Origin of the sequence: Mycobacterium sherrisii (assembly GCF_002102355.1) — a bacterium.
In the GTDB taxonomy this organism is placed as follows: Bacteria; Actinomycetota; Actinomycetes; order Mycobacteriales; family Mycobacteriaceae; genus Mycobacterium; species Mycobacterium sherrisii.
In genome coordinates this window covers 97417-120703 of the sequence record NZ_LQPT01000023.1, presented here as the reverse complement: position 1 = coordinate 120703, position 23287 = coordinate 97417, and the positions used below count along the sequence as shown (strand labels likewise).

12 protein-coding genes are annotated in these 23287 nt (G+C 67.2%); 5 read left to right on the top strand and 7 right to left on the bottom strand.

What is annotated here, in order from left to right; all coding sequences use genetic code 11:
* Positions 1-62: 62 nt before the first annotated feature.
* From AWC25_RS04425 to AWC25_RS27640, 3 genes are all read right to left on the bottom strand, one after another.
* Complete coding sequence (locus AWC25_RS04425; RefSeq protein ID WP_069399410.1) at positions 63-827, bottom strand: DUF2127 domain-containing protein; 765 nt, start codon at positions 825-827, stop codon at positions 63-65.
* Between the two features lie 50 nt (positions 828-877).
* Positions 878-2266: an MmgE/PrpD family protein gene (locus tag AWC25_RS04420; RefSeq protein ID WP_085166411.1), complete on the bottom strand. Its 1389-nt coding sequence runs from the start codon at positions 2264-2266 to the stop codon at positions 878-880.
* Positions 2267-2375: 109 nt separating this feature from the next.
* The gene (locus AWC25_RS27640; protein WP_085166410.1) at positions 2376-3332 is read right to left on the bottom strand and encodes a LysR family transcriptional regulator; all 957 of its coding nucleotides are present in this window, start codon (positions 3330-3332) and stop codon (positions 2376-2378) included.
* Between the two features lie 121 nt (positions 3333-3453).
* Between AWC25_RS27640 and AWC25_RS04410 the strand changes: the two genes are divergently transcribed.
* A complete protein-coding gene (locus AWC25_RS04410; RefSeq protein ID WP_069399407.1) occupies positions 3454-4026 on the top strand; it encodes a carboxymuconolactone decarboxylase family protein in 573 nt (190 codons plus the stop codon).
* A 23-nt stretch (positions 4027-4049) separates the two neighbouring features.
* On the opposite strand, the gene AWC25_RS04405 is transcribed toward AWC25_RS04410, so the two are convergent.
* Positions 4050-4949 carry a helix-turn-helix domain-containing protein gene (locus tag AWC25_RS04405; RefSeq protein WP_069399406.1) on the bottom strand — a complete coding sequence of 300 codons (900 nt, stop codon included), beginning with the start codon at positions 4947-4949 and terminating at the stop codon, positions 4050-4052.
* Between the two features lie 529 nt (positions 4950-5478).
* On the opposite strand from AWC25_RS04405, the gene AWC25_RS04400 reads away from it, so the two are divergent.
* Positions 5479-6783, top strand: a complete 1305-nt coding sequence (locus AWC25_RS04400; RefSeq protein WP_084229196.1) for a sodium:proton exchanger — start codon at positions 5479-5481, stop codon at positions 6781-6783.
* 23 nt (positions 6784-6806) lie between these two features.
* Here the strand turns inward: AWC25_RS04400 and AWC25_RS04395 are convergent, their stop codons facing one another.
* The 3 genes from AWC25_RS04395 to AWC25_RS04385 are packed head-to-tail and all read right to left on the bottom strand — an operon-like array spanning position 6807 to position 17785.
* Entirely contained in the window at positions 6807-8216 is a 1410-nt protein-coding gene (locus AWC25_RS04395) for a SagB family peptide dehydrogenase (RefSeq protein WP_142278687.1), read from the bottom strand.
* A 22-nt stretch (positions 8217-8238) separates the two neighbouring features.
* Positions 8239-12741, bottom strand: coding sequence for a non-ribosomal peptide synthetase (locus AWC25_RS04390; RefSeq protein ID WP_085166409.1), 4503 nt, complete (start codon positions 12739-12741; stop codon positions 8239-8241).
* A gap of 7 nt (positions 12742-12748) precedes the next feature.
* The gene (locus tag AWC25_RS04385) at positions 12749-17785 is read right to left on the bottom strand and encodes a non-ribosomal peptide synthetase (RefSeq protein ID WP_085166408.1); all 5037 of its coding nucleotides are present in this window, start codon (positions 17783-17785) and stop codon (positions 12749-12751) included.
* 264 nt (positions 17786-18049) lie between these two features.
* Between AWC25_RS04385 and AWC25_RS04380 the strand changes: the two genes are divergently transcribed.
* From AWC25_RS04380 to nbtC, 3 genes are read left to right on the top strand one after another with little or no spacing between them, the layout of a single operon-like run.
* Positions 18050-18778: a thioesterase II family protein gene (locus AWC25_RS04380; RefSeq protein ID WP_069399403.1), complete on the top strand. Its 729-nt coding sequence runs from the start codon at positions 18050-18052 to the stop codon at positions 18776-18778.
* Positions 18775-20064, top strand: a complete 1290-nt coding sequence (locus tag AWC25_RS04375) for a beta-ketoacyl [acyl carrier protein] synthase domain-containing protein (RefSeq protein WP_085166407.1) — start codon at positions 18775-18777, stop codon at positions 20062-20064. The genes AWC25_RS04380 and AWC25_RS04375 overlap by 4 nt, the downstream gene beginning before the upstream one ends.
* Entirely contained in the window at positions 20065-23115 is a 3051-nt protein-coding gene (gene nbtC / locus AWC25_RS04370) for a nocobactin polyketide synthase NbtC (RefSeq protein WP_085166406.1), read from the top strand.
* The last annotated feature ends 172 nt before the right edge of the window (positions 23116-23287 follow it).

Genomic DNA, 23287 nt, shown 5'->3' with positions numbered 1-23287 from the left:
ACAGTGCAACCGGTTCTCCCGGTCACAAATTCCCGTGTCCTTCCTTGCCGGAGCCAGCGCCGTCAGGTCGTCGTGGCAGCGCGTTCGACGTCGAGGAGCAGCTCGCCGCGACGCTCCTCGTCGTAGGCCTTGCGGCCACCGCGCAGGCCGAACAGCCGCTTGGAGACCAGCAGATAGATCACCGCCGCAACGTTGACGCCCAGCGTCACCACCCGCGTCATCGTGATGCCTTTGGCCAGGTCGTGGATTTCCAGCGGCAAGAAGACCGAGGTCGCTATCACGGCGAAATATTCGCCCCAGCGTTTGAGCAACCACAATCCGACGGCTTCGAGCACCTCGATCAGCGCGTAGCCGGCCAGCATCAGGGTCAGCAGCACCAGCGTCGACGGTTTGGCGGCAAGCGCTTTTTCCAGCTCGTGCACAATCGTCATCTGATCGACCTTGAAGCCCGCGGCGCGGAAGACCGGCAGGTCGCGGTCCAGGGTGGCCTGGATGGCGCCGCGGGCGCCGCGGAACTTCCACACCGCGTATGCCGCAAGCATGATCACCACCGCCCGAAACAGGCGCTCGATCGCCAGCGCACGGATGATGATCGCCTGCCGTAACGCCTTGCCGCGCATGATCAGTGGAGCATCCTCGGCGCGGCCCCGACCGTGCGGTTCACCGACGATGAACTCTGCGCACCGCAGACAGCGCCACACTTCGCCCAGCCCGGTCGTGCCGCTCAGCCGGTCCGCCAGGGCTTGGTCGTCGGGCGCGTAGGTGACGTGGCCCGCCAGCGCGCAGGTCGCCAGCTCCCAACGGTTCATGCCGTGATCTTTGCGCATGGCCGATCATTCACCGCGCGCCGCAACCGATGCAAGGGGCCACGCGGAGGTCAAAAGCGTGGATGTCCGCGGGGCCGCCGCGGCGCGGGGCTCACCGCGGCCAGCAGGCGGGTGAGCTCGGCGACCGGGATCTGTTCGAGGTGGTCGACGGCGGCGACGATGTCGGCCCGCAGCGGCTCATCGCAGCACGGCGCGGACAGCCAGTGGAACTTTGCCACGACCCGACCCCACGACATCGGGCGCGTCGGTGACCCTTCGTAATCGCTTTCCTCCCGGTTGAATTCGCGTCCGTCGCGGGTGCGCACCTGCACTCGCACGGCGGTGCGGTCCGGGTAGTCCGCGGTCAGATCGGCCGCAGCGACGACCTCGACCCGGGTCAACAGCTGCTGGACGTCGCTGCGCCGAACACGTTCGGTCTCAAGCTGTTCGGGGCCGACGCCGCCGTCGAGCAGTGCAACCGCGCTCAGGTACTTGAGGTTGTAGTCGGCTTGCTCCTTGGTTTCCGGATGATCCTTGCTGCCATATGCTCCTCCGCCGGCGATGTCATAGCCGGTCTGGAAAACATCGATCCTCACGTTCGCGATGTCGTCACCGGTCAGCTCGTGGTCGGCTCGAATCGTCAACAGCGCCTCGATGATCGCCTGTCCGTGGATCAGCGCGCAGTACTTCTTGAGGTAGGTCCGCTCGACGGAGCCGAGTCGTCGGTCACTGGTGTCGAAATCGATTGGCTGGTCGAAGAGTTGAACCAGACCGTTCGGGCCGTCGAACAGCGACCTGGGTCCGGTGATGCCCCGCCCGGCCAGGATCGTCGTGTACACGGCGCGCATGCCGGTGATCGCCGGCGAGATCCCTTTCCACGCCGACACCGGTTCGGTGTGGACCGCGGCCAGGGAAACGTTGTCGGCCGTCGCGGCCGCAATGGCGTTGGCGGTGCCGGCCGCGTCCAACCCGAGCAGTCGCGCCGAGCCCGCCGCAACCGACATCGCCAGTTGCAGGGCATGGTTGAGTCCGCGGGCCATCACGGGAACCTTTGCACTGAACCGGCATTGGAGCTCGTAGGCGACCGCGAGGGCGAGCAGGAAATCGGCTCCGCCCGCGCCGACGTGCTCGGCCACGGCAAGGACCGCACCGAAGTTGTCGGCCGGATGGCAAAGACCTCCCACGGTCAGGTAGGTGTCGAGCAGATCGGGATAGCGCACCAGCACCGTATTGAAGAACGCGGCCTGATCCACCGAGGTGCGACCGCCGCCGACGAGAGTCGCCGAGGGCGTGCCGCCGAATTGTTGGGCGTGCGCACGGATCGTCGGGATGAGTTCACCGCCCAACGCGCCGACGGCGCAGGCGACGCTGTCGAGCACATTGCGCTTCAGCAGTTCCCGCTGCCGCGGGCTCAGGTCCGATTGCTTTGCACCGACGACGAATTCAGCGAGATCATCCACAACATAGCCGCTTCGCATCGCTTTTCGCCCTTTCGCCCGTTCGTTGACTCAAGCGCGTTCGGACCGTGACGTCCAGGACCGGCTCCTTAGCTGTCCTTGACTGAACTTCCTAGCGCAGGTCCGACCCGGGATCGAGCGCCGCACGGTGTGGATCGTCGGCGGGGACCCACCATCGCTGGGTGGGCGGCACCAGCCAACCTCGGACACGAGCCAAGGCAAGCAGCGAATCAACCACCTCGCGAATAGCGGCCCGGTCGTCGTCGTTGCGATGCAGTAGTGACCACGTCCATAGCGGAACGGGTTCGGCAACCGGGCGCTGCGAAAGACTGGGTGGGGTGACAGCGGTATGGCGTTTTGGGGACGCGAGCACCGGTCCGCGGATTCTGCGGACGTGTGCGTAGAACGCATCACCGGTGATGCCGCCGTCATCGATCCGTACGAGCCGGGCACCGGTGTCGACGGCGAATGCCTCGGCGAATCGATTCCACGACCACCACGCCGCCACATCAGGGTCGACAAGCGCCGTTAGCCTTCGCGCTGCAACAACTTCCGACGATGCGCTTACGGGTAGCACCGCATCCAGGCGTTCAGCGCGCAGCAGATGCGCGGTGAGATCGCGCGCCCGGGCTTGCTCCGCGGTGATCCAGGCCAGCCCGATGTCGAGAGTGCCTTCGGCAACCCGGTCGGCCTGTACATGGGAGGGCAGCACCCATTCATCGATTCGCAGTGACACCGAAGACCCCACCGCCGAGTTGAGGCCGTCGGGCAACCAGCTGACATACCCCAGCCGCACAGGAGCACGTTGTTCAGCGGTCCGCTGCACCCCTAGCTTGGCGTCGTCGGCAAGCCGAAGAATCCTGCGCGCGTCGCCGAGCAGCGATTGACCGGCCGCGCTGAGCCGAACACTGCGACGATCCCGCACGAGCAGCTCCGTGCCCAATTCGCGCTCCAGGGCGAGGATTTGTTGTGAGAGCGCAGGACCGGAAATATGCACCCGCTGCGCAGCACGCCCAAAATGCGGTTCCTCCGCCACGGCCACGAAGTAACGCAGTTGCCGCAGTTCCATGCCCTGAGCCTAAATTCCACCACCCCCCGTAGGAAGCGTTGCTTACCACTGGTCGGCGATCGGTCGTGGACGGCGGGCGTACCCGAATGTTGTCTGAGAGCAGAACAGGAAAGGAAGCCGGATGCGTTTACCGCCTCTCCCCCCGCACAGCTTGAGCTCCGAGCAACAGCGTCTGTATCACGACATCACCGAGGTAGTCGACAAGAGCTTCGGCGGACTCGTCGCACGCGGCCCAGGCGGTGCTCTGCTCGGGCCGTTCAACCCGTGGCTGCATTTCCCCCAATTCGGCACGCCGGCTTGGGCATTCAACAAGTCGCTGTGGGATTTCCGCGTCCTGCCCGAAGCCGTCCACCAAATGGTCATCTTGATCACTGTCGCCAAATTCGGTGCGAGGTATGCCATCGACGGACACGAGTACTTCGCCCGGCGCGCCGGGCTTTCCGACGACAAGATTTCCGCCGTCGCCGCCGGCGAACGTCCCGCGGATCTGACCGATGACGAGCGGGTTGCCTACGACGTGGCCGCCGCGCTCAACCGCGGCGGTGTCCTGCCCGAGTCCACCTACCGAGCCGCCACCGCGCGCTTCGGTGAACAGGGTGTTGCCGAGATCGTGTTTCTCGTGGGCTGTTTCTCCATGGTGGCGGTAACGCTCAACGCGTTTGACGCTGCGCTGCCGTCCTTACGGGAGGCCTAGCGGGCTGAATTCGTGATCGCGTTTCACTCTCCGAGGTCCACCACCGCCGGGTGTTGCTGGGCTTCGCTGATCGCGGTGGTCTCCTCGACCAGCTTCTCGCCGATGATTTGAATCTGTCGCGCGCTCAGGGGGGACAGCGGATGCACGGCGAGCATCAGAGCGACGTGGCCGCGGTGATCGAAAACCGGTGCGGCGATGGTCACGACGGGCTGCTTGCGGCGTCCGGGATTGTCGTCGGACAGGAAGCCGATCGTGGTGAACTCGACGAGCAACTGATCCAGGATGTGGCGCACCGGCGTCGGCATCGCGTTGCTGTCCAACGTGCCGACCACCTGGACGGCCTGGGCCAGTGCTGGTGTGGTCCAGTCGACGTCGAACCCGCGCTCGCGGGTGCGCGCCAACACGTGTTCCAGTCGCCGGACCCGATCGGCGTTGCCGCCCGTGCCCCGGCGGATCCACGCGCGCCGCTCCTCGTCGCTGTCCCAGGCGGCGAATGCCACGCCGAACGGCGGCGTGTACGGGATGCGATCGCCGGGTATGCCGGCGGGTTGGGTGGCGGGGCTGCCCTCAAAGGCCGTGACTACCAACGACTCACCGAAGCGCTCGACGACCGAACCGGCATAGCCGACCTCGCGCGAAAGGCGCACCGCCGCCGCCCGGGCGGCATGCGCGAGCGGGCGGGCGTTGTCCATCCGCGCGGCCACCACGGCGAACGCGGGACCCAGGCTGAATGTCTTGGTGATGGGATCACGGCTGGCCCAGCCGCGGTCGCAGAGCGTCTTGAGGATGGCATGCACCGTCCCCTGCGTCAGCTCCAGCTCACGCACGACGTCGGAGAAGCGCGGCCACGCATGTGCAGACCGCGCCAACAGCTCGACGACATCGAGGACCCGCGCGGTCGGCGCCGAGGTTGATCCGCGAATGTTGACTCCTTGCCGACCAAGTTTCTACTGTTATAGCGAACATTCGACAGATTAACTCAAATAATCGAAAACTCGAGGCAGACGCGTTGCGTGTGCGCTTCATGGACCATCCGGAAACTCGCGATCGAGAACCCGTGCTGTCGTACGGAGTTCATGAGGTTGCCGACAGGTGGTGCTCGACCAGGTCGCGGCGGCGGCCATGGGGCCGGATAGCTGAGCCGGCGAACCCTTTGGGACACGCCGGACACGCCGGATACCGCTGATCTTCAGCAACCCCTAGGTGCCGCTCGGGGCCGCGGCACGGCCGTCTCGAGGCCGGCCCACCGCAGCCGACCACCGGCAAGACACCGCGGCAGGTTTGCCACACAATTAAGTTAGCGCCGCCTAACTTCTCATATTGGGTACTCTGGTCAGCAAAGATAGGCGGGCGGAGGCCGTCGCTTGGTGTACTTAGAGCGTTGCTGGGGGTCGGCATTCCGGGTACCGTGGGCGAGCAGCCATCGCGATCGGCGCCCGTTCGAACACAAGGATGACGATGCTCGCCACTGACAGGGCACCCGCCGCGGCGACGGCGGTGTCGAGGGCCTGGCGGCTTCCGCGACGCACCCTCGTCCGGTCGGCACTGCTCACCGCGCTCTTCATCGCCCCCGCGGTCGTCGTGCGGATCATGGGGTTGCACCCGGACCCGGTGGCCGCCCTGTTGATCTTCGGCGCCGCCGTCGTATCCGCCAGCTTCCTGCTGGCCTGGGCGGCCGAGGCCGCGCAGATCGACGTCTCGGGTGGCCTGGCCATTGCGGCCCTCGCATTGGTGGCGGTGCTGCCGGAATACGCCGTCGACCTGTATTACGCATACGTCTCCGGCCACAACCCGAGTTACACGCAGTACGCGGCGGCCAACATGACCGGCTCAAACCGGCTGCTGATGGGGTTGGGCTGGCCGGTCGTGGTGCTGGTGAGCATCCTCGCCGCACGCAGGTTCGGCACCGCGAAACTCACCGGCCTGCGGCTCGAGCCGGCAAACCGCGTCGAACTCGGCTTCCTGCTGATCGCCGGTGTCGTCGCGTTCGTGCTACCGGTCACCGACGAAATCCACCTCACGATGGGGTTGGCGTTGCTGGCCTGGTTCGGTTTTTACCTCTACAAGGTCAGCCACGGCGACGTGGAGGAGCCCGACCTGGTCGGCACCGCCGCCGCGCTGGGTGAGCTCTCCGACCGGACCCGCCGTCTCGTCGTCGGCAGCCTGTTCGTGGTCGCCGGCGCAGTGATCCTGCTGTGCGCCAAACCGTTTGCCGACAATCTCGTCGCCGCCGGCACCGAGCTGGGTATCGATCGGTTCCTGCTGGTGCAGTGGCTGGCGCCACTGGCTTCAGAGGCGCCCGAGTTCATCATCGCGATCATTTTCGCCACGCGCGGTAAGGGCACCGCGGCCATCGCCACGCTGATCTCGTCCAAGGTCAACCAGTGGACCCTGCTGATCGGCTCGCTGCCGCTGGCCCATCTGCTGGGCGGCGGCGGCCTCTCGCTGGCGCTCGACGCGCGCCAGACCGAAGAGGTGTTGTTGACGGCGTGCCAGACCCTGATGGGCATCGCGGTCATCTTGGCGCTGCGCTTCAGCCGGATCTCCGCCTGGACGTTGTTGGCGCTGTTCGCCATTCAGTTCCCGATCACCTCGACCACCGGGCGCCTGGTGCTCTGCGGCAGCTATCTAGTGATCGCGGTCGGCGCGCTGATCTTCAACCGTCGTCACGTGGTCGCGACGCTGCGGGCGCCCTTCGTGGGGACCGCCGTCCGACACTCGGGCCACCCGCACCACGAGCCCGCACTGCCGGTGTGATTCGCCGCCCCCGTGGGCCGCAATTAATTTCGCACCGGTGACCCCACCACGATGCTGCCTACGCTGCACTCCTGCAGCTCGTCGACGCCGGTGGCGGCAGCAAATGCGGCGGTGTCGCTGTATCCCTGGGCGCAGGCCCCTAGCTTCATCGCCGTTGCGGCCAGATAGATCGTCTGCATCAACACCCCAACATCCTTGAGAATCGTTGCGTAACAGATCTGTTGGTAAGTCCAGGTGATCCGGCCGGAGCGCGCGGCAATGACGACGAGCACTTGCGGCTCGGCCCCACCAGCCAGCGTCGCCGACGCCGCCTTGATCAGCTGCGACACCGGCCGCGAATCCGCGGTGGCCACCGGGCGCAGCACGTGGTCGAACGAGTCGTAGTGGTACATGGCCGGCCGCAGTCCGGCGACATTGCGCACCACTGGATAGAGCTCGAGCTCGTACAGCCCGCCGCTCGAAGGGTAGGGACGGGAGAGCAGGTGCTCGCCGTCGCCGACCGGGACGATTCCGCGGGTGCGTGCCGTGCGGTAGAGCAACTCGGACAGCTGCTGCACCGTCATCGGACGGCTGTCGTCGAATGCCCGGGTCGAGATCCGGTCTTCCAGCACCGCCGTCAATGTGGGGTCCTGCGCCCGCGTGGTGGTGAGGTCCGGGGTGGACAGGACTATCGGTTCGCTGGGGTAATTCATCCGGCGTGCGGGAGGTTGCGGGAATCGGCCCCTTGCCCACCTGGTCGGACCGAAGTCCTCCCAGGCGACCGTGCGCTGCCCCAGCGTGCTGCGGCGATGGAACCACAAATCGGGCGCACTCCAGGCAATCGTGTCGAACTCGGCCTCGTCGGCGCCGGCCGAAACAAGGATTGCACTCCAGCGCAGATCCCGCAGGAACTGTGCCGCGACGGCCCCCGTCACGCCGTGCCGGTCTGGTATCGAACCGTCAAGTAGCGCAAGAAGATTCGCATCATGGATGCGTACATCGCACCAGCCCAGCGGATGCTCGAGGACGAAACCCGCCGAGTCACGGTGCAGCACAGCGAACTTCGACATCACCAGCGGCTGCACCGATTGCGCGGGCGGCCCCCCGGGTGGCCGGGATGCCGGTCGGGCGAAGGGTACTACCGAGTAGAGATCCCGGCCCTGGTCGCGCACCGTAATCGTCAGCCACCCTGCCGCGGCGAGGCGATCGAGCAGGGCGCCCACCTCATCGAGTTCAGCCGACGTGGACATCTCCGACAGCGTCGCCGGCCCGGAATTCAACGTCTTGAGTGCCTGCAGCCCGCCGGGCGCCAGTTTCGCCAGCTTCTCACTGTGCGGCGGGTCGAGCAACACCGCTCCCGTGGACGTCGTCACGCAGGTCACGCCCGTGCGGAACGCGAACCTCGTCTGCACCGGATACGGGGCTCCGGCCGTCAGCGCACCAATCCGATCCATCGCACGCCTTTCCATGCCGTGTCTATGCCAGGCCGCGAGCGATCGCGGTGATGCTGCGCCGCCAGCAGTGCGTCAGCCGGTCGATGTCGGACGCCGTGAACAGGGCATCGCCCCAGAGCAGGCTGGTCACCAGTTGCGGCCCCCGCGACGTGCGACGCACATGCGCGCTGATGTACACCGCGAAGCGCAGCGGCAGGTCCGGTTCGGCCGCCACCGGCAGCCCCTCGATGTCAGATCCCGTGAGCAGCGTCCAGGGCTGGTCGGTGGTGCTCGCCAGATCCAGGCGCCCCAGGTAGCTGAACATGATCTGAGGTTCGGGCGCGTTGCACAGCTCCGGAACCCGGTTCACATAACGCAGCAACCCGTAATCGAGGCCTTCGTGGGGGATCGCCGCCAGCTGCCCGACCACCGATTCGAGCAGCGCGCGCGCCGCTGCCGGGTCGACCTCGTCCCGCCCGGCCGCCGGGGTCGTGGGGCCCGCCGGAAGCCGCACCGGATAGGCCGTGGTGAACCAACCGACGGTGTTGGTGGCGTCGGTGCCCAGTACATCATCGCGGCGGCCGTGACCGTCGAGCGTGATCAACGTTCCCGTGGTTGCATCTTGGCCGCGTTCGCGCCGCCAGGCGGTCACCGCCAAGGTCAGTGCGGCCAGCAGGAATTCGTGCAGTCCGGCTTCCCGGGTCAGGCTGGCGAGCACCCGCTCGGTCTCGGCGACCGGTGTCGCCACCTCCCCCACCTGCAAACTCGACCAGGTGTCCCGGGTGGGGTCCGGATACCGGACTCCCAACGCCGGATCGGGGTCACGCACCTGGCCGGCCCAGTAGTCGCGCTGCACCAACACTTCCGGAGCCGACGCTCGCGCCCACATCAATTGCGACCAACGCCGGTAGGAAGTGAACTCGGGCAACGTCTTCGGCGCCGCGCCCATTTGCAAGGAGTTCCACGCCGCGGTGATATCGCCGAGGATGGTATGCCAGGAGACGACGTCGACCGCCAGGTGGTGGATCGTGAGCAGCAGCGCCGCACCGCTGGCGGCGCCGGTGAACCACACCGCCTGCAGCAGGGTGCCGGCACGCGGATCGATCTTGTCCATGATGCGCGGGGCGGCCTCGGAAAGGGCCGGCCCCAGTTCGCAATCGCCGGATAGCTCGACACGGGTGAGAACGTCCGCGGCAGAGACCACACCGGGTTCACGGGTGAGCAGCCGCGGCCCTTCGGCCGTGTCGGTCAGCACCGCCCGCAGCACGTCGTGACCGTCGAGCAGCGTCTGCAATATGCCTTCGATTGCCCCAAGGTCGACCTCGTCCGGCAGCCGAAGCACAGCGGTATTGGTGAACCGCCGGTAGTTCCCGTACTCGAACAACCAGGACACGATCGGCAGCGGGGGTACCACGCCGTATTCGGCGTCCGCATGCGCCGGTTGCGCCCCGGCCGCATCGATCGCACCCGCGAGCTGACGAATTGTCGTTGCTTCCAACACCATTCGGGGACTCACCGGCCATCCGTGCCGGCGCAGCTCGTGCACCAGCGAAATCGCGAGGATGCTGTCCAATCCGAGGGCGTACAAGTCGTCATCGACATGTGGCACCGCACCGGAAAACTGTTCCTTGAAGACCTCGCACAGCGTCCGCTCGGTGTCGGTGGACGCGCCGGTTCCCGGTGTGACGCGGACGAGTGCATCTTCGGCCAGCCGGTCCAGCGCGGCGAGATCGAGCTTGCCGTTGGTAGTCATCGGAAGACGCGGCAGCGCCACGATGCGCGCCGGAACCATATGCGGCGGCAGCTGATCCCGCAGCGCCGCCAGGTGGTCATCGGTATCCGGTTGTGCGACGACGAAGCCCACCAACACGGCACCGCCGGCACGACGCAGCACGGACACGGCCGCCGCTCGCACCCCGCGTTGGGCGGTCAGTGCGGCCTCGACCTCGCCCAGCTCGACGCGATAGCCGCGAATCTTGACCTGGCTGTCGTCCCGCCCCAGGAAGGCCAACCCGCCATGCGGTAGCCGACGCACCAGATCGCCCGTGCGATACATCCGCCATCCCCGGCGAAACGGATCCGCCACGAACCGACTGGCAGTCATCGCGGGACTGCCGAGATAGCCGCGGGCCAGCTGCAGGCCGGACAGATACAGCTCGCCGACAGCGCCGCCGGGAACCGCTCGCAACGCCGGATCCAGTACATAGCAATATGTTCCGGCGTTGGCGATGCCAATTGTCGGTGTTTCGTACTCCGCTACGGGTGCCACTACCGCCTCGACGGTGGCTTCGGTGGGCCCGTAACAGTTGAAGACCGCGCCGGCGGACGACGATCGCAGCTGCTCCCACAGCGTGGTGTTGATCGCTTCGCCGCCCAGGGCCAAGACCGGCAGGGCCCGCCGCAGCAGCCCGGCGGCGCGAAGTTGCACGAACATCGACGGGGTGGTGTCGATCATGTCGATCTGGTGATCGGCCATCCCGCGGACCAGTCGATCCGCGTCACGCATCTCCTCTGCGTCGAACAGATGCACCCGGTGACCATCGAGCAGACCGATCATCGGCTGCCAGGAGGCGTCGAAGCTCAACGACCACGTGTGGGCGATCCGCAGCGCGCGGCCCAGCCGCGCCGATACCGGACGGTAAACGCGCTCGCGGTGGTCGGCGAAGTAGGTCAATACCGCACCGTTGGTGCCGACGACGCCCTTCGGTTCGCCGGTCGAGCCCGAGGTGAATATCACATAGCAGCTGTGGTCCGGGTCGCGGTGGACCACCGGTGCAGCCGCGGGCAGCCGCGAAAGACGTTCGGCCACTTCCCGATCGTCGAGGATCAGGGCCGGTGCGCGGGCACCGACCAGTTCCGCGTAGGCCTGCTCGGTGATCGCCAGGACCGGTTCGGCCCGCCGGAAAATGGCCTCGATGCGGGCGGCGGGGAGCGTGACGTCGACCGGCACATACGCCGCGCCGGCCCCGAGCACCGCCAGGATCGCCACGATCGATCGCGCCGCGCGCGGAAGCACTAGCGCCACCACCGATTCCGGACCCACGCCGCGGTGTGCCAATTCCCCCGCCAGCCGGCAGGCGCGCGCGTGCAGTTCCGCGTAGGTGTACCGCTCGGAAGCGCCGGCCGACAGGGCGACCGCGTCGGGTACCGCGCGGGCCTGTCCTTCGAACATCTCCCACACCGAGTTGGCGACGGGGATCGGTTGGGCTGCACAATCTGTCAGTTGCGCATGCTCGGCCGGGGTGAGCACGTCGAACAGGGCGGGGGTGCCCTCGCCGATGTCGGGGAGTTGGCGCAGCACCGCAACCATCCGGGCGCAGATCTGCGCGGCGGGAAAAGTTGGCAACGCTTCCTGAATCGCCTCGACGACCACCACCAGTGCGTCGCCGGCCAGGTGCGACACCCCGGTCAACGGGTAGTGTGTCAGGCTCTCCATCTGCACCGGGCAGAACCGGGCACCGTCGGGCGTGGTGATCGGTTGGATCGCCTGATCGATCGGCGCGTTTTCGAATACGAACAGGGTGTCGAAAAGCGGCCCGCCGCCCTGGGGACGCTGCAGTTCGGACAGGCCCACATAACCGATGTCACGCATCACCGACAGCTCACGCTGCAGCTGTGCACACTGCTCGACCACGGGAGTCTGGTCGCTCACGCGGTGCACCACCGGCACGGTGTTGATGAACAGCCCCACCATGGTCTCGACCCCGGGCAGGTCTTCGGGGCGACCGGAGACGATGGTGCCGAACACCACATCGGGACGGCCGCTGAGGCGGGCGAGCACGACGGACCACGCGAACAGCACCGCGGTATTGAGGGTGAGGCCGTTTCGGCCCGCCCACCCGCGCAGCCGGGTTGTGTCGGCGGGCGACAGCACCAGTCCGGTCTGCTGGGGCACCACGGTGCCCGCCGCGACCGCCTTTTCGGCCATGATCAATGGTCCGGAGACACTCGACAGATACTCACGCCACCTGGCCAGCACGGCCCCGCGGTCCTGTTGGGCCAACCAGACGATGTAGTCGCGGTAGGGCCGGGCGGGCGGCAGCGCCGACAACGATCCCCCGGCACGATAGACGGCCAGCATCTCGGTGAAGAACACGGCGAGTGCCCAGCCGTCGACCAGGATGTGATGCGCGGTGAGGATCATCCGGCGTCGTGTCTGGCCGGGCACGGTCAGCATGACGATGCGCATGGCCGGCCCGCGGCTCAAGTCGAACGGGCGGTGTCGTTCCGATCGGGCGATGCGGGCGAATTCGGTTGCCGTCGCGGTCCTTTCGAACCAGGGAAACTCGGCCGCGGTCGGGATGATCTGCACGGGCTTCGGCACGCCGTGATCCCAGAACGCGGCACGCAAATTCGGGTGCCGTTCCAGCATGGCCTGCGCGCTGCGGCGCAGCAGTTGAAGGTCCACCTGTCCGTCAACGTCGAACTCGAACTGCATCGTGTAGAGGTCGACGCTGTCCTCGGCGAGCCGGTACAGCGCGAAGAGCCCTTCCTGCAGCGGGCTGAGGGCAAGGACATCCTCGATCGACGGCGGGGCCTGCGTCACGCGCGCCTCATTGACGATTCTCCCAGGCCGCGGTGAGGTCCGCCAACGCGTCGGTGCTCAGGCCCGACGCACTCATCGGCGTGTAATCACGTTCCGGTGTCGAATCGGCTGCCGCGGCAGGGGAATCGGTGGCCGCGTCGACGGCCGCGGCCAACTCGCCGATCGTTGCGTGCTCGAACACCATTGCGGGGGTCAGGGCCAATCCCCGCTCGATGACTCGTGCCGACCACTTGATCGAGATGATGCTGTCTCCGCCGAGGGCGAAGAAGTTGTCGGTCGCCGCCACACCGCCGATTTCCAGCAGTTCTTCGAGCACCTCGATCAGGACTTGCTGGGTTTGTGCGGCCGCCGCGGTGAGCGGTTGTGACCGCCCGCCGACGTTGGGCGTCGGCGCGCGGCGCAGCCGGTCCAGTGCGGCTTCCGGCAACAGCTCCAGCGTTGACACGGCGGCGTCGGGTGTCGTGGCGAAGGCCTCGATGACGGCGGTCAACGCGTCGGCGATGAGGGCGACGGTTGTGGGCTGGTAGAGGTCCGCGTTGCCGACGACCCGCACCTCGAGGCCCCCATCGGGGGTCACGTTGATTCCGACGTCCAGATCCAACAGCGAGACGTCGAACTCTGACCGCAGGGGCACAATCTTGGTTCCGCCCGCCTCGGTGAGGTCACGCTGCGCCAGTGCCCAGTCGTCGCCGTGGAAGTGAAGCATGTTCTGGAACAACGGGTTACGTGATCGTGTGCGGGGCGGATTGATCTCCTCGACCAGCCGCGCGATGGGCACTTCCTGGTGCGCGAACGCGTCGAGCACCACGTCGCGGCTGCGTGTGATGACGTCGCGCAGCGAGGGCGTGCCGGATAGGTCGGTGCGCAGCACCACCACGTTGGCGAGCAAGCCGATCACGTTGACCGTGCCGGGGTCGACCCGGGCAGCCACCGGAGTGCCGATGGCGATGTCGTTGCCGCCGCCGAGCTTGTGCAACACCACCGCAAGCGCGGCCTGATAGACCATGAACTCGGTGGCGCTGCTGTGCTCGGCGAGTTCGGCAAGTGCCGCCCGGCGCGCAGCCGGCACCAGCACGCTGGACACCGCGGCGTGACGGCCCAGCACCGGCGGTCGGACGTGGTCGAGCGCGACCGAGGTCTCCTCGGGCAGCCCGGCCAACGCTTCGCGCCAGTATGCCAGTTCGGCGTGACCCCATTCGCTGGACGCGTCGAAGGCGCGGTGCTGCCAAAGGACGTAGTCGGCGTAGTCGATGGGTAACCGATCCCACTCTGGCGCCGTCGATTTCAGCCGCGCACGGTATGCGACGGTGAGGTCGTGCAGCACGATTCTCAGGGAGGCGTGGTCGATGATGATGTGGTGCGCCAGCAACAGCAGCACATGCCGATTCGGGTCCTGCGCCAACAACGTTGCCCGGATCAAAGGTTCGGACTCCAGCTTGAACGCGTACCGGCACAGCTCGGTCACCGCCCCGTCGACTCCGGTCGAATCGACCGTGGTGACGGGCAGCTGCAGTTCCCGCGTCGGGGATGCCGATTGGTACGGCATGCCCTGGTGCTCCCGAATGTGCATGCGCAGTGACTCGTGCCGGCGCACCACGTCGTTGAGCGCGGCGTTGAGTGCGGCGGCGTCCAGCGGGCCCTCGATCCGGAGTCCGATCGCAATGTTCACACCCGCGCTCGGGCCCTCCATTCGGTACTGAAACCACATCGCAAGCTGGGAGTACGACAACGGAAGGCGTTCCGGCCGAGCGCATTCGACGAGCGCCGGGCGCTGCGACCGGGGCTCGGCGGCGATGTCGTCGTCGTCGAGCTCGTCCAGGTCAATGTCGTAGTCGGCGAGAAACTGTGCGACGAGTCTTTCCGCTAGCCCGGCCGGGGTCGGGGAATCGAACACGGCACGGACGCTGAGCTCGATACCGAACTCGGCGCGGATCTGCGCGACGAGCCGGGCCGCCAGCAGTGAATGACCGCCCAACTGAAAGAACGAGTCCTGCGCACCGACGCGCTCGCAGTCGAACAGCCGGGCGAAGATGGCACAGACCCGACGTTCGGTCGGTGTCGCCGGTGCACGATAGCTCGACGCAGCGATGGGCATGGGTGCGGGCAGCGCCCGCTTATCCAGTTTCCCACTATTGGTCAACGGGATGTCGGTGATTACCCCGAAGGCGCTGGGCACCATGTATTCCGGCAATGCCGATGCCGCAAAAGCGCGTATCTCGCCGAGATCGACGTCCGCGTGGGTGCGCGCGGGCTCCTCCGCCGCCGCGGCCGGCACCACGTAAGCCACGAGCGTGCGGCCCGCCACCGTGTCTTCGACGACGACCAGGCAATGCCGCACGGCCGGGTGCCCCGCAATCACGGACTCGATTTCGCCGGGTTCGATCCGGTACCCCCGGATCTTGACCTGTTCGTCCGCCCGGCCAAGAAACTCGAGGACACCAGAACTGTTGCGGCGTACTAGATCTCCCGTCCGGTACATCCGCGTGCCGGGGTTGAACGGGTCCGCGACAAACCGCTCCGCGGTCAACACCGGCTGGTTCAGATACCCACGCGCCAGCTGCACTCCACCGAGGTAGAGTTCACCGATCACGCCCGCGGGCACCAGCTGCAGATCCATGTCCAGGACATAGGCGAAGACATTGCGATTGGGAACACCGATCGGAACCACGCCAACGCCCTGCGGCCCGTCGACCGGCATATGGGTGGCGCAGACGACGGCCTCGGTGGGGCCGTAGTGATTGCGCAGCTCCGCGTCGAAATGCCGGGTGAACGTGTCGGCCACCTCGCCGGACAGCGGCTCGCCACCGACTGCCATGTGCCGCAGGCTGTTCCACTGTGCCGGCTCCGGGAGCAGCAGCAGCACGTTCAGCATCGAGGGCACCATCTGCAACACGGTGATGTGGTGGCGGTTCATCAGTTCGGCAACGTAGGCCATGTCCCCGAACGCATCCGGCTTGGGCACGACCAGCTTTGCGCCGAAGGCGAGCGCGCCGAAGATCTCCGCTAGCGACGCATCAAAGCTCACCGAAATCCATTGCAAAGCAATATCTTCGGGAGTCAATGTCCACTCGGTGAAGAAACTGTACAGATGCTCGGCCAGGGCGCGGTGCGACACCGCCACGCCCTTGGGCAGGCCGGTGGACCCGGAAGTGTAGATCACGTAGGCCAGGTGCTCGGGATGTAGTGGATGGAGCCGTTCGGCGTCGGTGAGATCCGAATCCGGCATCGGAGCGGCGGCGCGTTCTGCGGCGTCGAATTCCTCGCGCCCGAAGACCAGGCGCGGCGCGGCGTCACTGACGAAGTACTCGATGCGATCGGCCGGATTAGCCGGGTCGATCGGCAGATACGCGGCACCGGCCTTCAACGTCGCCAACACGGCGACCATGAACTCGACCGAAGTTGTCATCCGCAGTCCGATGACGTCGTCGGCGCCGATCCCCTGCGCAACCAGCCAGCGTGCCAACCGATTCGCCCGGCTGTGCAGCTGTTCGTAGGTCAGTTCCGCATCGTCGGAGATCAGCGCGACCGCCGTCGGCGCGGCGGTCGCCGCAGCTTCGAGTAGCGCCACCATGGTGCTTGCGGGTGGGTCGACACGCTCGCCCCGGGATTGCGTGAGGATGGCGGCCAATTCGTCCGACCCGAAAAACTGCAGACTCGCCAGACGTCGGTCCGGCTCGCACAGCGCGTTGTCCAGCAGTCGAAGGTAGTGGTCCTGCATCCGCTCGACGAGCTCGGCCGCCAGGACGTCGGTTTGGTATTCGAACTCGACGTAAACGCCGCCGGTGTCGAGCACCACCGCGACGGCAAGTGGAACCTGCGTGGTCACCGCGGGCACCTGCAGTTGCCGCACGGCGATCCCGTCGAGCGCCAGTGCGTCCGCGCTTTTGCGCAGGCTGAAACCCAACCGGACCAGTTGATCGGTGCCTCCGCCGCCGAACGTCCGTTCCGGGTTGAGCTCGCGGACCAACTGTTCGATGCCCACCGACTGGTGGGCAAATCCGCTCAGGCAGGTTTCCCGGACGGCGCCGACCAGCGATGCGAACGTGTCCGACGGCTCCGGCGCGATCCGCAGCAACAGGGTGTTCCCGAAATAGCCGATGGCCTGCTCGGCCGCGGCGCTGCGTTCGGTTACCGGCACCGAGACGACGAAGTCCGAGGCGCCGGTGTAGCGCCGCACCAGCGCACCGAAGGCCGCCAGCAACACCATGAATGGGGTGGCGGAGTGGTTGCGGCCGAAGTCTTCGACCCGGGTGAACAACTCCACGGGCAGCATGCGGGTTCGACTGGCGGCGCGTTTGGACGGCTGTGCCGCCGGCGGGCTGCTCGCTGTGCCCGGCAGCTCCAGCGGTTCGGGCAGCGGCCGTAGTGTTTTGCGCCAGTAATCGAGATCGTCATCGGACGGTGCGGCTGAATTGCCGAGAACTTCGACGGCGACAAACTGGGTCGCCGGCAAGGCCAGCCGACGATCTTCGTAGGCCACGCCCAGCTCGTGCAGGAAGACCGCCCACGAGTCGTCGTCCCAACAGATGTGGTGCACGACGAGCACCAGTGCGAACTCGCGCTCGGCCAGACGTCCCAGGGTGATCCGCAGCGGCAGTTCGTTGGCCAGGTCGAAGGGCCGGGCGAATTCGCGTCGCGCCGCCTCGACGAGGTCCGTGCCGGCCCGGCCGGTCCAATCGCGTACTTGCCACGGGGTCTCGACGTGATCGGCAAAGGTTTGGTACGGCTCGCCGTCGGCGTCCACTCCGTAGGTGGTGCGCAGGATGGCGTGGCGTGCAACGACATTGCTCACCGCGGCCCGCAGCCGCGCTTCGTCCACAGCGCCCGCCAGCCGGTAGGCAACGCCGATATTGAGGGCGGTCTCGGCGGGGTCCATGGCCTGCAGGAACCACATCCGCAGCTGACCCGACGACAGTGGGTAGCGTTCACCCGGCACAAGTTGCCGAGGTTGAGCGGGGGCCGTCGCAGCCAAGCCATTCTCGGCGATCCGCCGCCGCAGGAGTTCGAGTTGTTTCTCCTGCAGCGTTTTGGCGTCGTCCGCCACGACTTAACTCACTCTCCGTTCATCGGCGAGACCGCCGCCGGCCCGCCTGGGCGACCGCGCGATTCGGTTGGCACGACGCTTCATCGGCGCTCATCCGAGCGACAACTGGTCGCGGCTGAAGTTATGTTAGCCTTCGCTACGTTATCGTCTCGCGGACGCCCGCGGTACCCGGACGCCCCGGTGCATGCACGCGCGGGGGCGGTGCGGCCGGTGGGCACACGGTCCGTACGCCGCCGGGCGGGTTGACAGGATCGAGGTGGTTGCATGCCGCGCGGGCTGGGATGGATGCGGCAGTTCCACCCTGCGGAACCGGCGAAGGGCACCTCGCTGCTCGCTTTTCCCCATGCCGGGGCCGGTGCCTCCGCCTACCGTGAATTCTCCAAGCTTTGCAGTGCGCAGTTCGACGTCATCGTTTTCCAGTACCCCGGACGTCAAGACCGCGCGAACGAACCATTGCTCGGCTCACTGGAAGACATGGCGGCGGGGGCATTCCAGGAATTCTCGGCGTCCCAGCACGCCGGGCGCCCGGTCGTCGCGTTCGGCCACAGCATGGGCGCCATCGTGGCGTTCGAATTCGTGCGGCTCGCCGAAGCCAGCGGGATGGAGGTGCGGCGTCTCAACGTTTCGGCCGCGGTCGCCCCGTGCCGGGTGGCCGACAAGCCGCCCCATCCCGTCGACGATGACGATCTGCTCGACCATCTGGCAGCGCTGCAGGGCACCGACGCCGCCGTGCTCGCCAACCGGGAGATCATGAGGCTGGCGCTGCCGGTGGTCAAGGCCGACTATGCGGCGTTCGATGCGTACCGCTGCGCGCCGGGCGCCAGGGTCGCCGTACCGGTTCACGCCCTGGCCGGGGATCGAGACCCGAACGTCACGCTGGGCGATCTCTACGACTGGGGTAAGCACGCCGACGCGGTGGCGGTCACCATGTTCGACGGCGGACACTTCTACCTGGAATCCCACCTCGAAGCGGTCTCGAAGCTGTTGCTATGAGCGTCGTCATTTCCGGCATGGCCGTCGAGGCACCCGGCGGGATCGACACCCTGGGTGGCCTGTGGGCCGCGCTTGCCGAAGCGCGGGAACTCGTCGGCGCCCTTCCGCGCGACCGCGGTTGGCCCATCGACGATCTGCTGACCGTGTCACGGCTCGACGGCTGGGGGCAGGTGTGTGATGCGGGCGGATTTTTGGACAACGCAGCGACTTTCGACCCGTCCTTGTTCGGCGTCACGCACCGCGAGGCTGTGGCGATGCATCCCCAGCAGCGGGTTGCACTGCGGGTGGCCTGGAAGGCGCTGGAAAACGCGGGAATCAATCCCGATGCGCTGGACGGCGAGGACGGCGGCTGCTTCGTCGGCATGTCGCCGTATGCGTACGGGCCGCCCGGCACCGCCGCCGACGCGGTCAGTGGACATCGGGTCGTCAGTCTCGGGCAACTCGGGGCGGCGGCCCGCATTTCGCACTGCCTCGGCCTGACCGGCCCGTCGCTGTGCGTCGACTCCGCCTGCGCCTCGTCGTTGGCCGCACTTCAGTTGGCGGCCAACGCCGTTCGGAGCGGCGAATGCGAATGGGCGCTGGCCGGTGCGGTGTGCGTGATGGGATCGCCGCTGGCCTTCTACGAGTTCGCCCGCCTCAACGCCCTTTCCGAGGACGGGCATTGCCGCGCCTACGCCGACGATGCCACCGGCACGGTGTGGAGCGAGGGCGCGGGAATGCTGCTCGTCGAGACCGAAGCACGCGCGCGCCGGCTGGGCCACCGGATCTACGGGCGCATTCTCGCCGTGCGCACCAACCACAACGGAAAAGGCCAGCCGATCCTGGTTCCCCGTGCGCACGCGCAACAGCAGGTGATCCGAAAGACACTGGACGCGGCGGAAGTCGAAGCGACCGATGTGGGCATGATCGAGGGCCACGGCACCGCGACTCGCGCCGGCGACCCGGTGGAGTTGACCGCCCTGTTCGAGACCTACGGCGCGTTGGGATCGCAGGCTTTCCTGGGCTCGATCAAATCGAACGCCGGGCACGCCCAGGCGGCGGCGGGGATACTCGGGCTGATCAAGGTGCTGCTGGCCGGCCAACACGGTCACATACCGCCGACCCTGTTCTCGGACAATCCCACCACAAAGGTTGACTGGACCCGCACGGGTGTGCAGCTGGCCACGAAACTGCACCGCTGGCAACCGAAGAACGGCATCCGATACGGGGCGGTGTCGTCGTTCGGCGCCGGCGGCGCCAATGCCCACGCGCTCATCGCCATGCCTGCTGGTTCGCCGGGTGAGTAAGTGACCGTTTGCACCTACCGACTCCCGGACGGCACGATCCCCGTCCTGCTGTCGGCGAACACCCGGGAACTGTTGCGCGACGAAGCTGCCGCGCTATTGTCTTATGCCACAAACCATCCCGAGGTCGAGCCACAGGCCATTGCCGCGATGTTGTTTCGCACCCGCACCGCCCGCCCACACCGTGCTCTGGTGCTGGCCGGCGTCCGGGCCGACCTGCTGGCCGCGCTGCGCGCGATCGCCGGGGAGTTCGACCATCCTTCGGTGGTCCGTGCCGAAACACCCGCCACCCACCGACGACTCGCCTACGTCTTCCCCGGGCAGGGAATACAACATCCGGGCATGGGACGACTGTTCTATGACTCGGTCCCCGCCTTCCGTTCGGAAGCGGAGCACTGCGCCCAGGCATTCGAGGCCCGACTGGGCCGGTCGCCGCTGAATTACCTTATCGATCAACATATCCCGGATGACGGGAACGCGCTCACCATCCAGGCGGCGCTGTTCACCCAGATGGCCGGGCTGGCGGCGATGTGGCGGTCGTTCGGGATCACACCGGACATCACGATCGGGCACAGCCAAGGAGAGATTGCCGCGGCCTACGTAGCGGGCGGAGTTTCGCTGGCCGACGCCGTCACGGTGGTGGGCCTACGCGCGCGGGCGGCCGAGGAGTTCGCCCCCGGCGACTACGCCATGGCGGTCGTCGCCACCGACCGCCACACCTGCGCAGACCTGCTGGCACGCTGCTCGGGCTGGGCGGAGTTATCGGTCATCAATTCGCCTGGCATGCTGGGGATCTCGGGCGAACGCGCCACGATCCAGGGTGTCGTGGACACGTTGACCGAGCGCGGCGTCTTCGCCCGGGTCATCGACGTCCGGTTCCCCGCGCACACGAGCCGAATCGACACTGTCGGCGACACGCTGCTCGCCGACCTGCAACGACAACTGCAAGACCGCAGTTTTCCGCAGACCAGCACCGAGTGTTTCGGCTCCACGTTCGGCGCCGCCCTCACGGCGGGCACACCCACCGGACAGTACTGGTTTTCCAACCTGCGCAACATCGTTCGGTTCGACAAGGCAATCGCGGCCGCGATATCCCGTGGCGCCGATACCTTCGTCGAACTCGCCGAACACCCGACGTTGCAACTGCCCATGCAGGACAACATCGCAGCGGCCAGGACGAACGGTAACCCCCTGGTGGTGGGTACGTCGCAGCGCACGGTCACCGACTTGACCGCGTTCACCCGCAGTCTTGCGGTGCTGGCAGTTCATCACGCCGACTACCCGTGGTCGTGCCTGCGCACCGACACCGACGGGCCCACACCACTTCCGTTGCTCGACTTCCCCAACACCCGGATGAGCGAGACCCGGCTGTGGCTGGCCGGCGGCGAGCAGGTCACCGGCACATCGCCGGACCCCAACCCGGCCGCGCCGATCGCACGACCCCAACTGTTCGCCGAGGAATGGGTCCGGCTGTCGCGCCGCTCCTTGGTGCCGCCGCGCACCATCGGTTTCGTCGACTACACCCGGGCGCAGCCGGACTTAATTGCCGCTCTGTGCGCTGCGGCGACCGATATGGGCGCCACCGCTCACCCGATCGACGGTGAAGACACCGGTGCACGAGCAGATCTCGATACCCTGGTGATCTTGCTTCCCCGGTCGGCCCGCACGGACTACCGTGCCGCCGCCGAGGAGGTCACCGCGCTTTTCTCCGACCGCACCTGGCTACCCCGACTCGCCGGTGCCGGCGCCGACTGCTGGCTGGTGACGGTGGCCGGTGAGGTGGTGCTGGCCGACGACGCACCACCGAACCCGGTGCATGCCGCCGCGAGTGCGGGTTTTCGCAGCATCGGGGCCGAATACCCGGGCGTCGGTTTCAAGCATCTCGATCTGCCCGCCGATTTGACGACGCCGGAGTCGGCGAACGCGATCCTGGCCGCGATACATACCCGGGACGAGCCGGAGTTGGCCCGCCGCGGCGATGCCCTCTATGCAAAGCGGTTGGCGCACCGCGATATTCCCGTCGACTCCGCTGGTGTGCCGCCCGATCATGTGCTCATCATCGGCGGCACCGGGCACCTCGGCCTGAAGTTCTGTGAGCACTACCTGCGGCGCGGAGCGCGTCTGATCACGTTGGTCAGCAGATCAGGCGCGACGGCCGCGGTCGAGGCCGGACTGCGCCAGATCGGTTCGGCCCACGCGAACCGGACGCAGGTGCGGGTGACGCCCTGCGATGTGCGCGACCCGGCTGCGGTGGCCCAACTCGCTCGCGCGCACCACGACACCCCAGCGGATCTGATAATCCATGCCGCCGTGGACTATTCGGCCGCCGACTCCCCGGACCTCACCGCCGAACAGCTGGACCGGGCGCTGGGCGCCAAGGTGGTCGGAATCGCTCAGGTGCTGGAAGCCTACCCGCGGTCGGCGGGCTGCCGGCTGCTGTTTTGCTCTTCGGTGGCGGCGACGATCGGCGGTCGCGGACAGATCAGCTACGCGGCGAGCAACCGCATGCTGGACGCCATGGCGCACGAGCTCCGCGCCGGGGGCCTGGATTGTGTTTCCCTGCAGTGGGGTCAGTGGCAGGTACACCTCGACCTCGACGCCGACGTCATCGCCCAGCTGGCCGCCATCGGCGTCATCCCCATGCCGCCCGCCGACGCACTCGCGGTGGGGTTGGCCCCGCTGCGTCACAATGCCATCGTCATGGCCCTCGAGCTGGATCGCGCCCGGCTGATGCTCGAGCCGTACGGCTACGGGCCGCTGCTTTCGCAACTGACCTCACCCGCCCACCGGGCGGTCGTCGCCGGTGGGCCGACCGACGTCGCCAGCACGGTGCGCGGCATCCTGCTGGACACTTTCGGTGTGGCCAACCAGGATCCGGTCGACACCGACCTGCCGCTGGTTGCGATGGGCCTGGATTCGTTGCAGGCACTCGAGTTCCGGCGTCGGGTCAAGATCGCGCTGGACCACGAACTGGATGTCGCGGACTTGCTCGGCGGGGCGTCATTGACGGACGTCGTGTCCCGGCTGGCTCAGACCACGCAAGACCCTCCGTGACGCAAGCTGCTGCCTCGAGGAACTCGGTCCCGGCGCCCCGCTGCCGATGACGAAATCCTGGGCGGGTTGGGGGAACCCGCCTCGCTTCACCATCAGTCGGCGAAGCACGGGGGCGGAGATGAGCTCGATGCGCCCGGGTATTGGCCACGCGCGGCTGGACGCGGGGCGAGGG

Coding starts and splice junctions, on each gene's coding strand:
- AWC25_RS04425 (WP_069399410.1), bottom strand. CDS start 827: ATGCGCAAAGATCACGGCATGAACCGTTGGGAGCTGGCGACCTGCGCG.
- AWC25_RS27640 (WP_085166410.1), bottom strand. CDS start 3,332: ATGGAACTGCGGCAACTGCGTTACTTCGTGGCCGTGGCGGAGGAACCG.
- AWC25_RS04410 (WP_069399407.1), top strand. CDS start 3,454: ATGCGTTTACCGCCTCTCCCCCCGCACAGCTTGAGCTCCGAGCAACAG.
- AWC25_RS04400 (WP_084229196.1), top strand. CDS start 5,479: ATGACGATGCTCGCCACTGACAGGGCACCCGCCGCGGCGACGGCGGTG.
- AWC25_RS04395 (WP_142278687.1), bottom strand. CDS start 8,216: ATGGATCGGATTGGTGCGCTGACGGCCGGAGCCCCGTATCCGGTGCAG.
- AWC25_RS04380 (WP_069399403.1), top strand. CDS start 18,050: ATGCCGCGCGGGCTGGGATGGATGCGGCAGTTCCACCCTGCGGAACCG.
- AWC25_RS04375 (WP_085166407.1), top strand. CDS start 18,775: ATGAGCGTCGTCATTTCCGGCATGGCCGTCGAGGCACCCGGCGGGATC.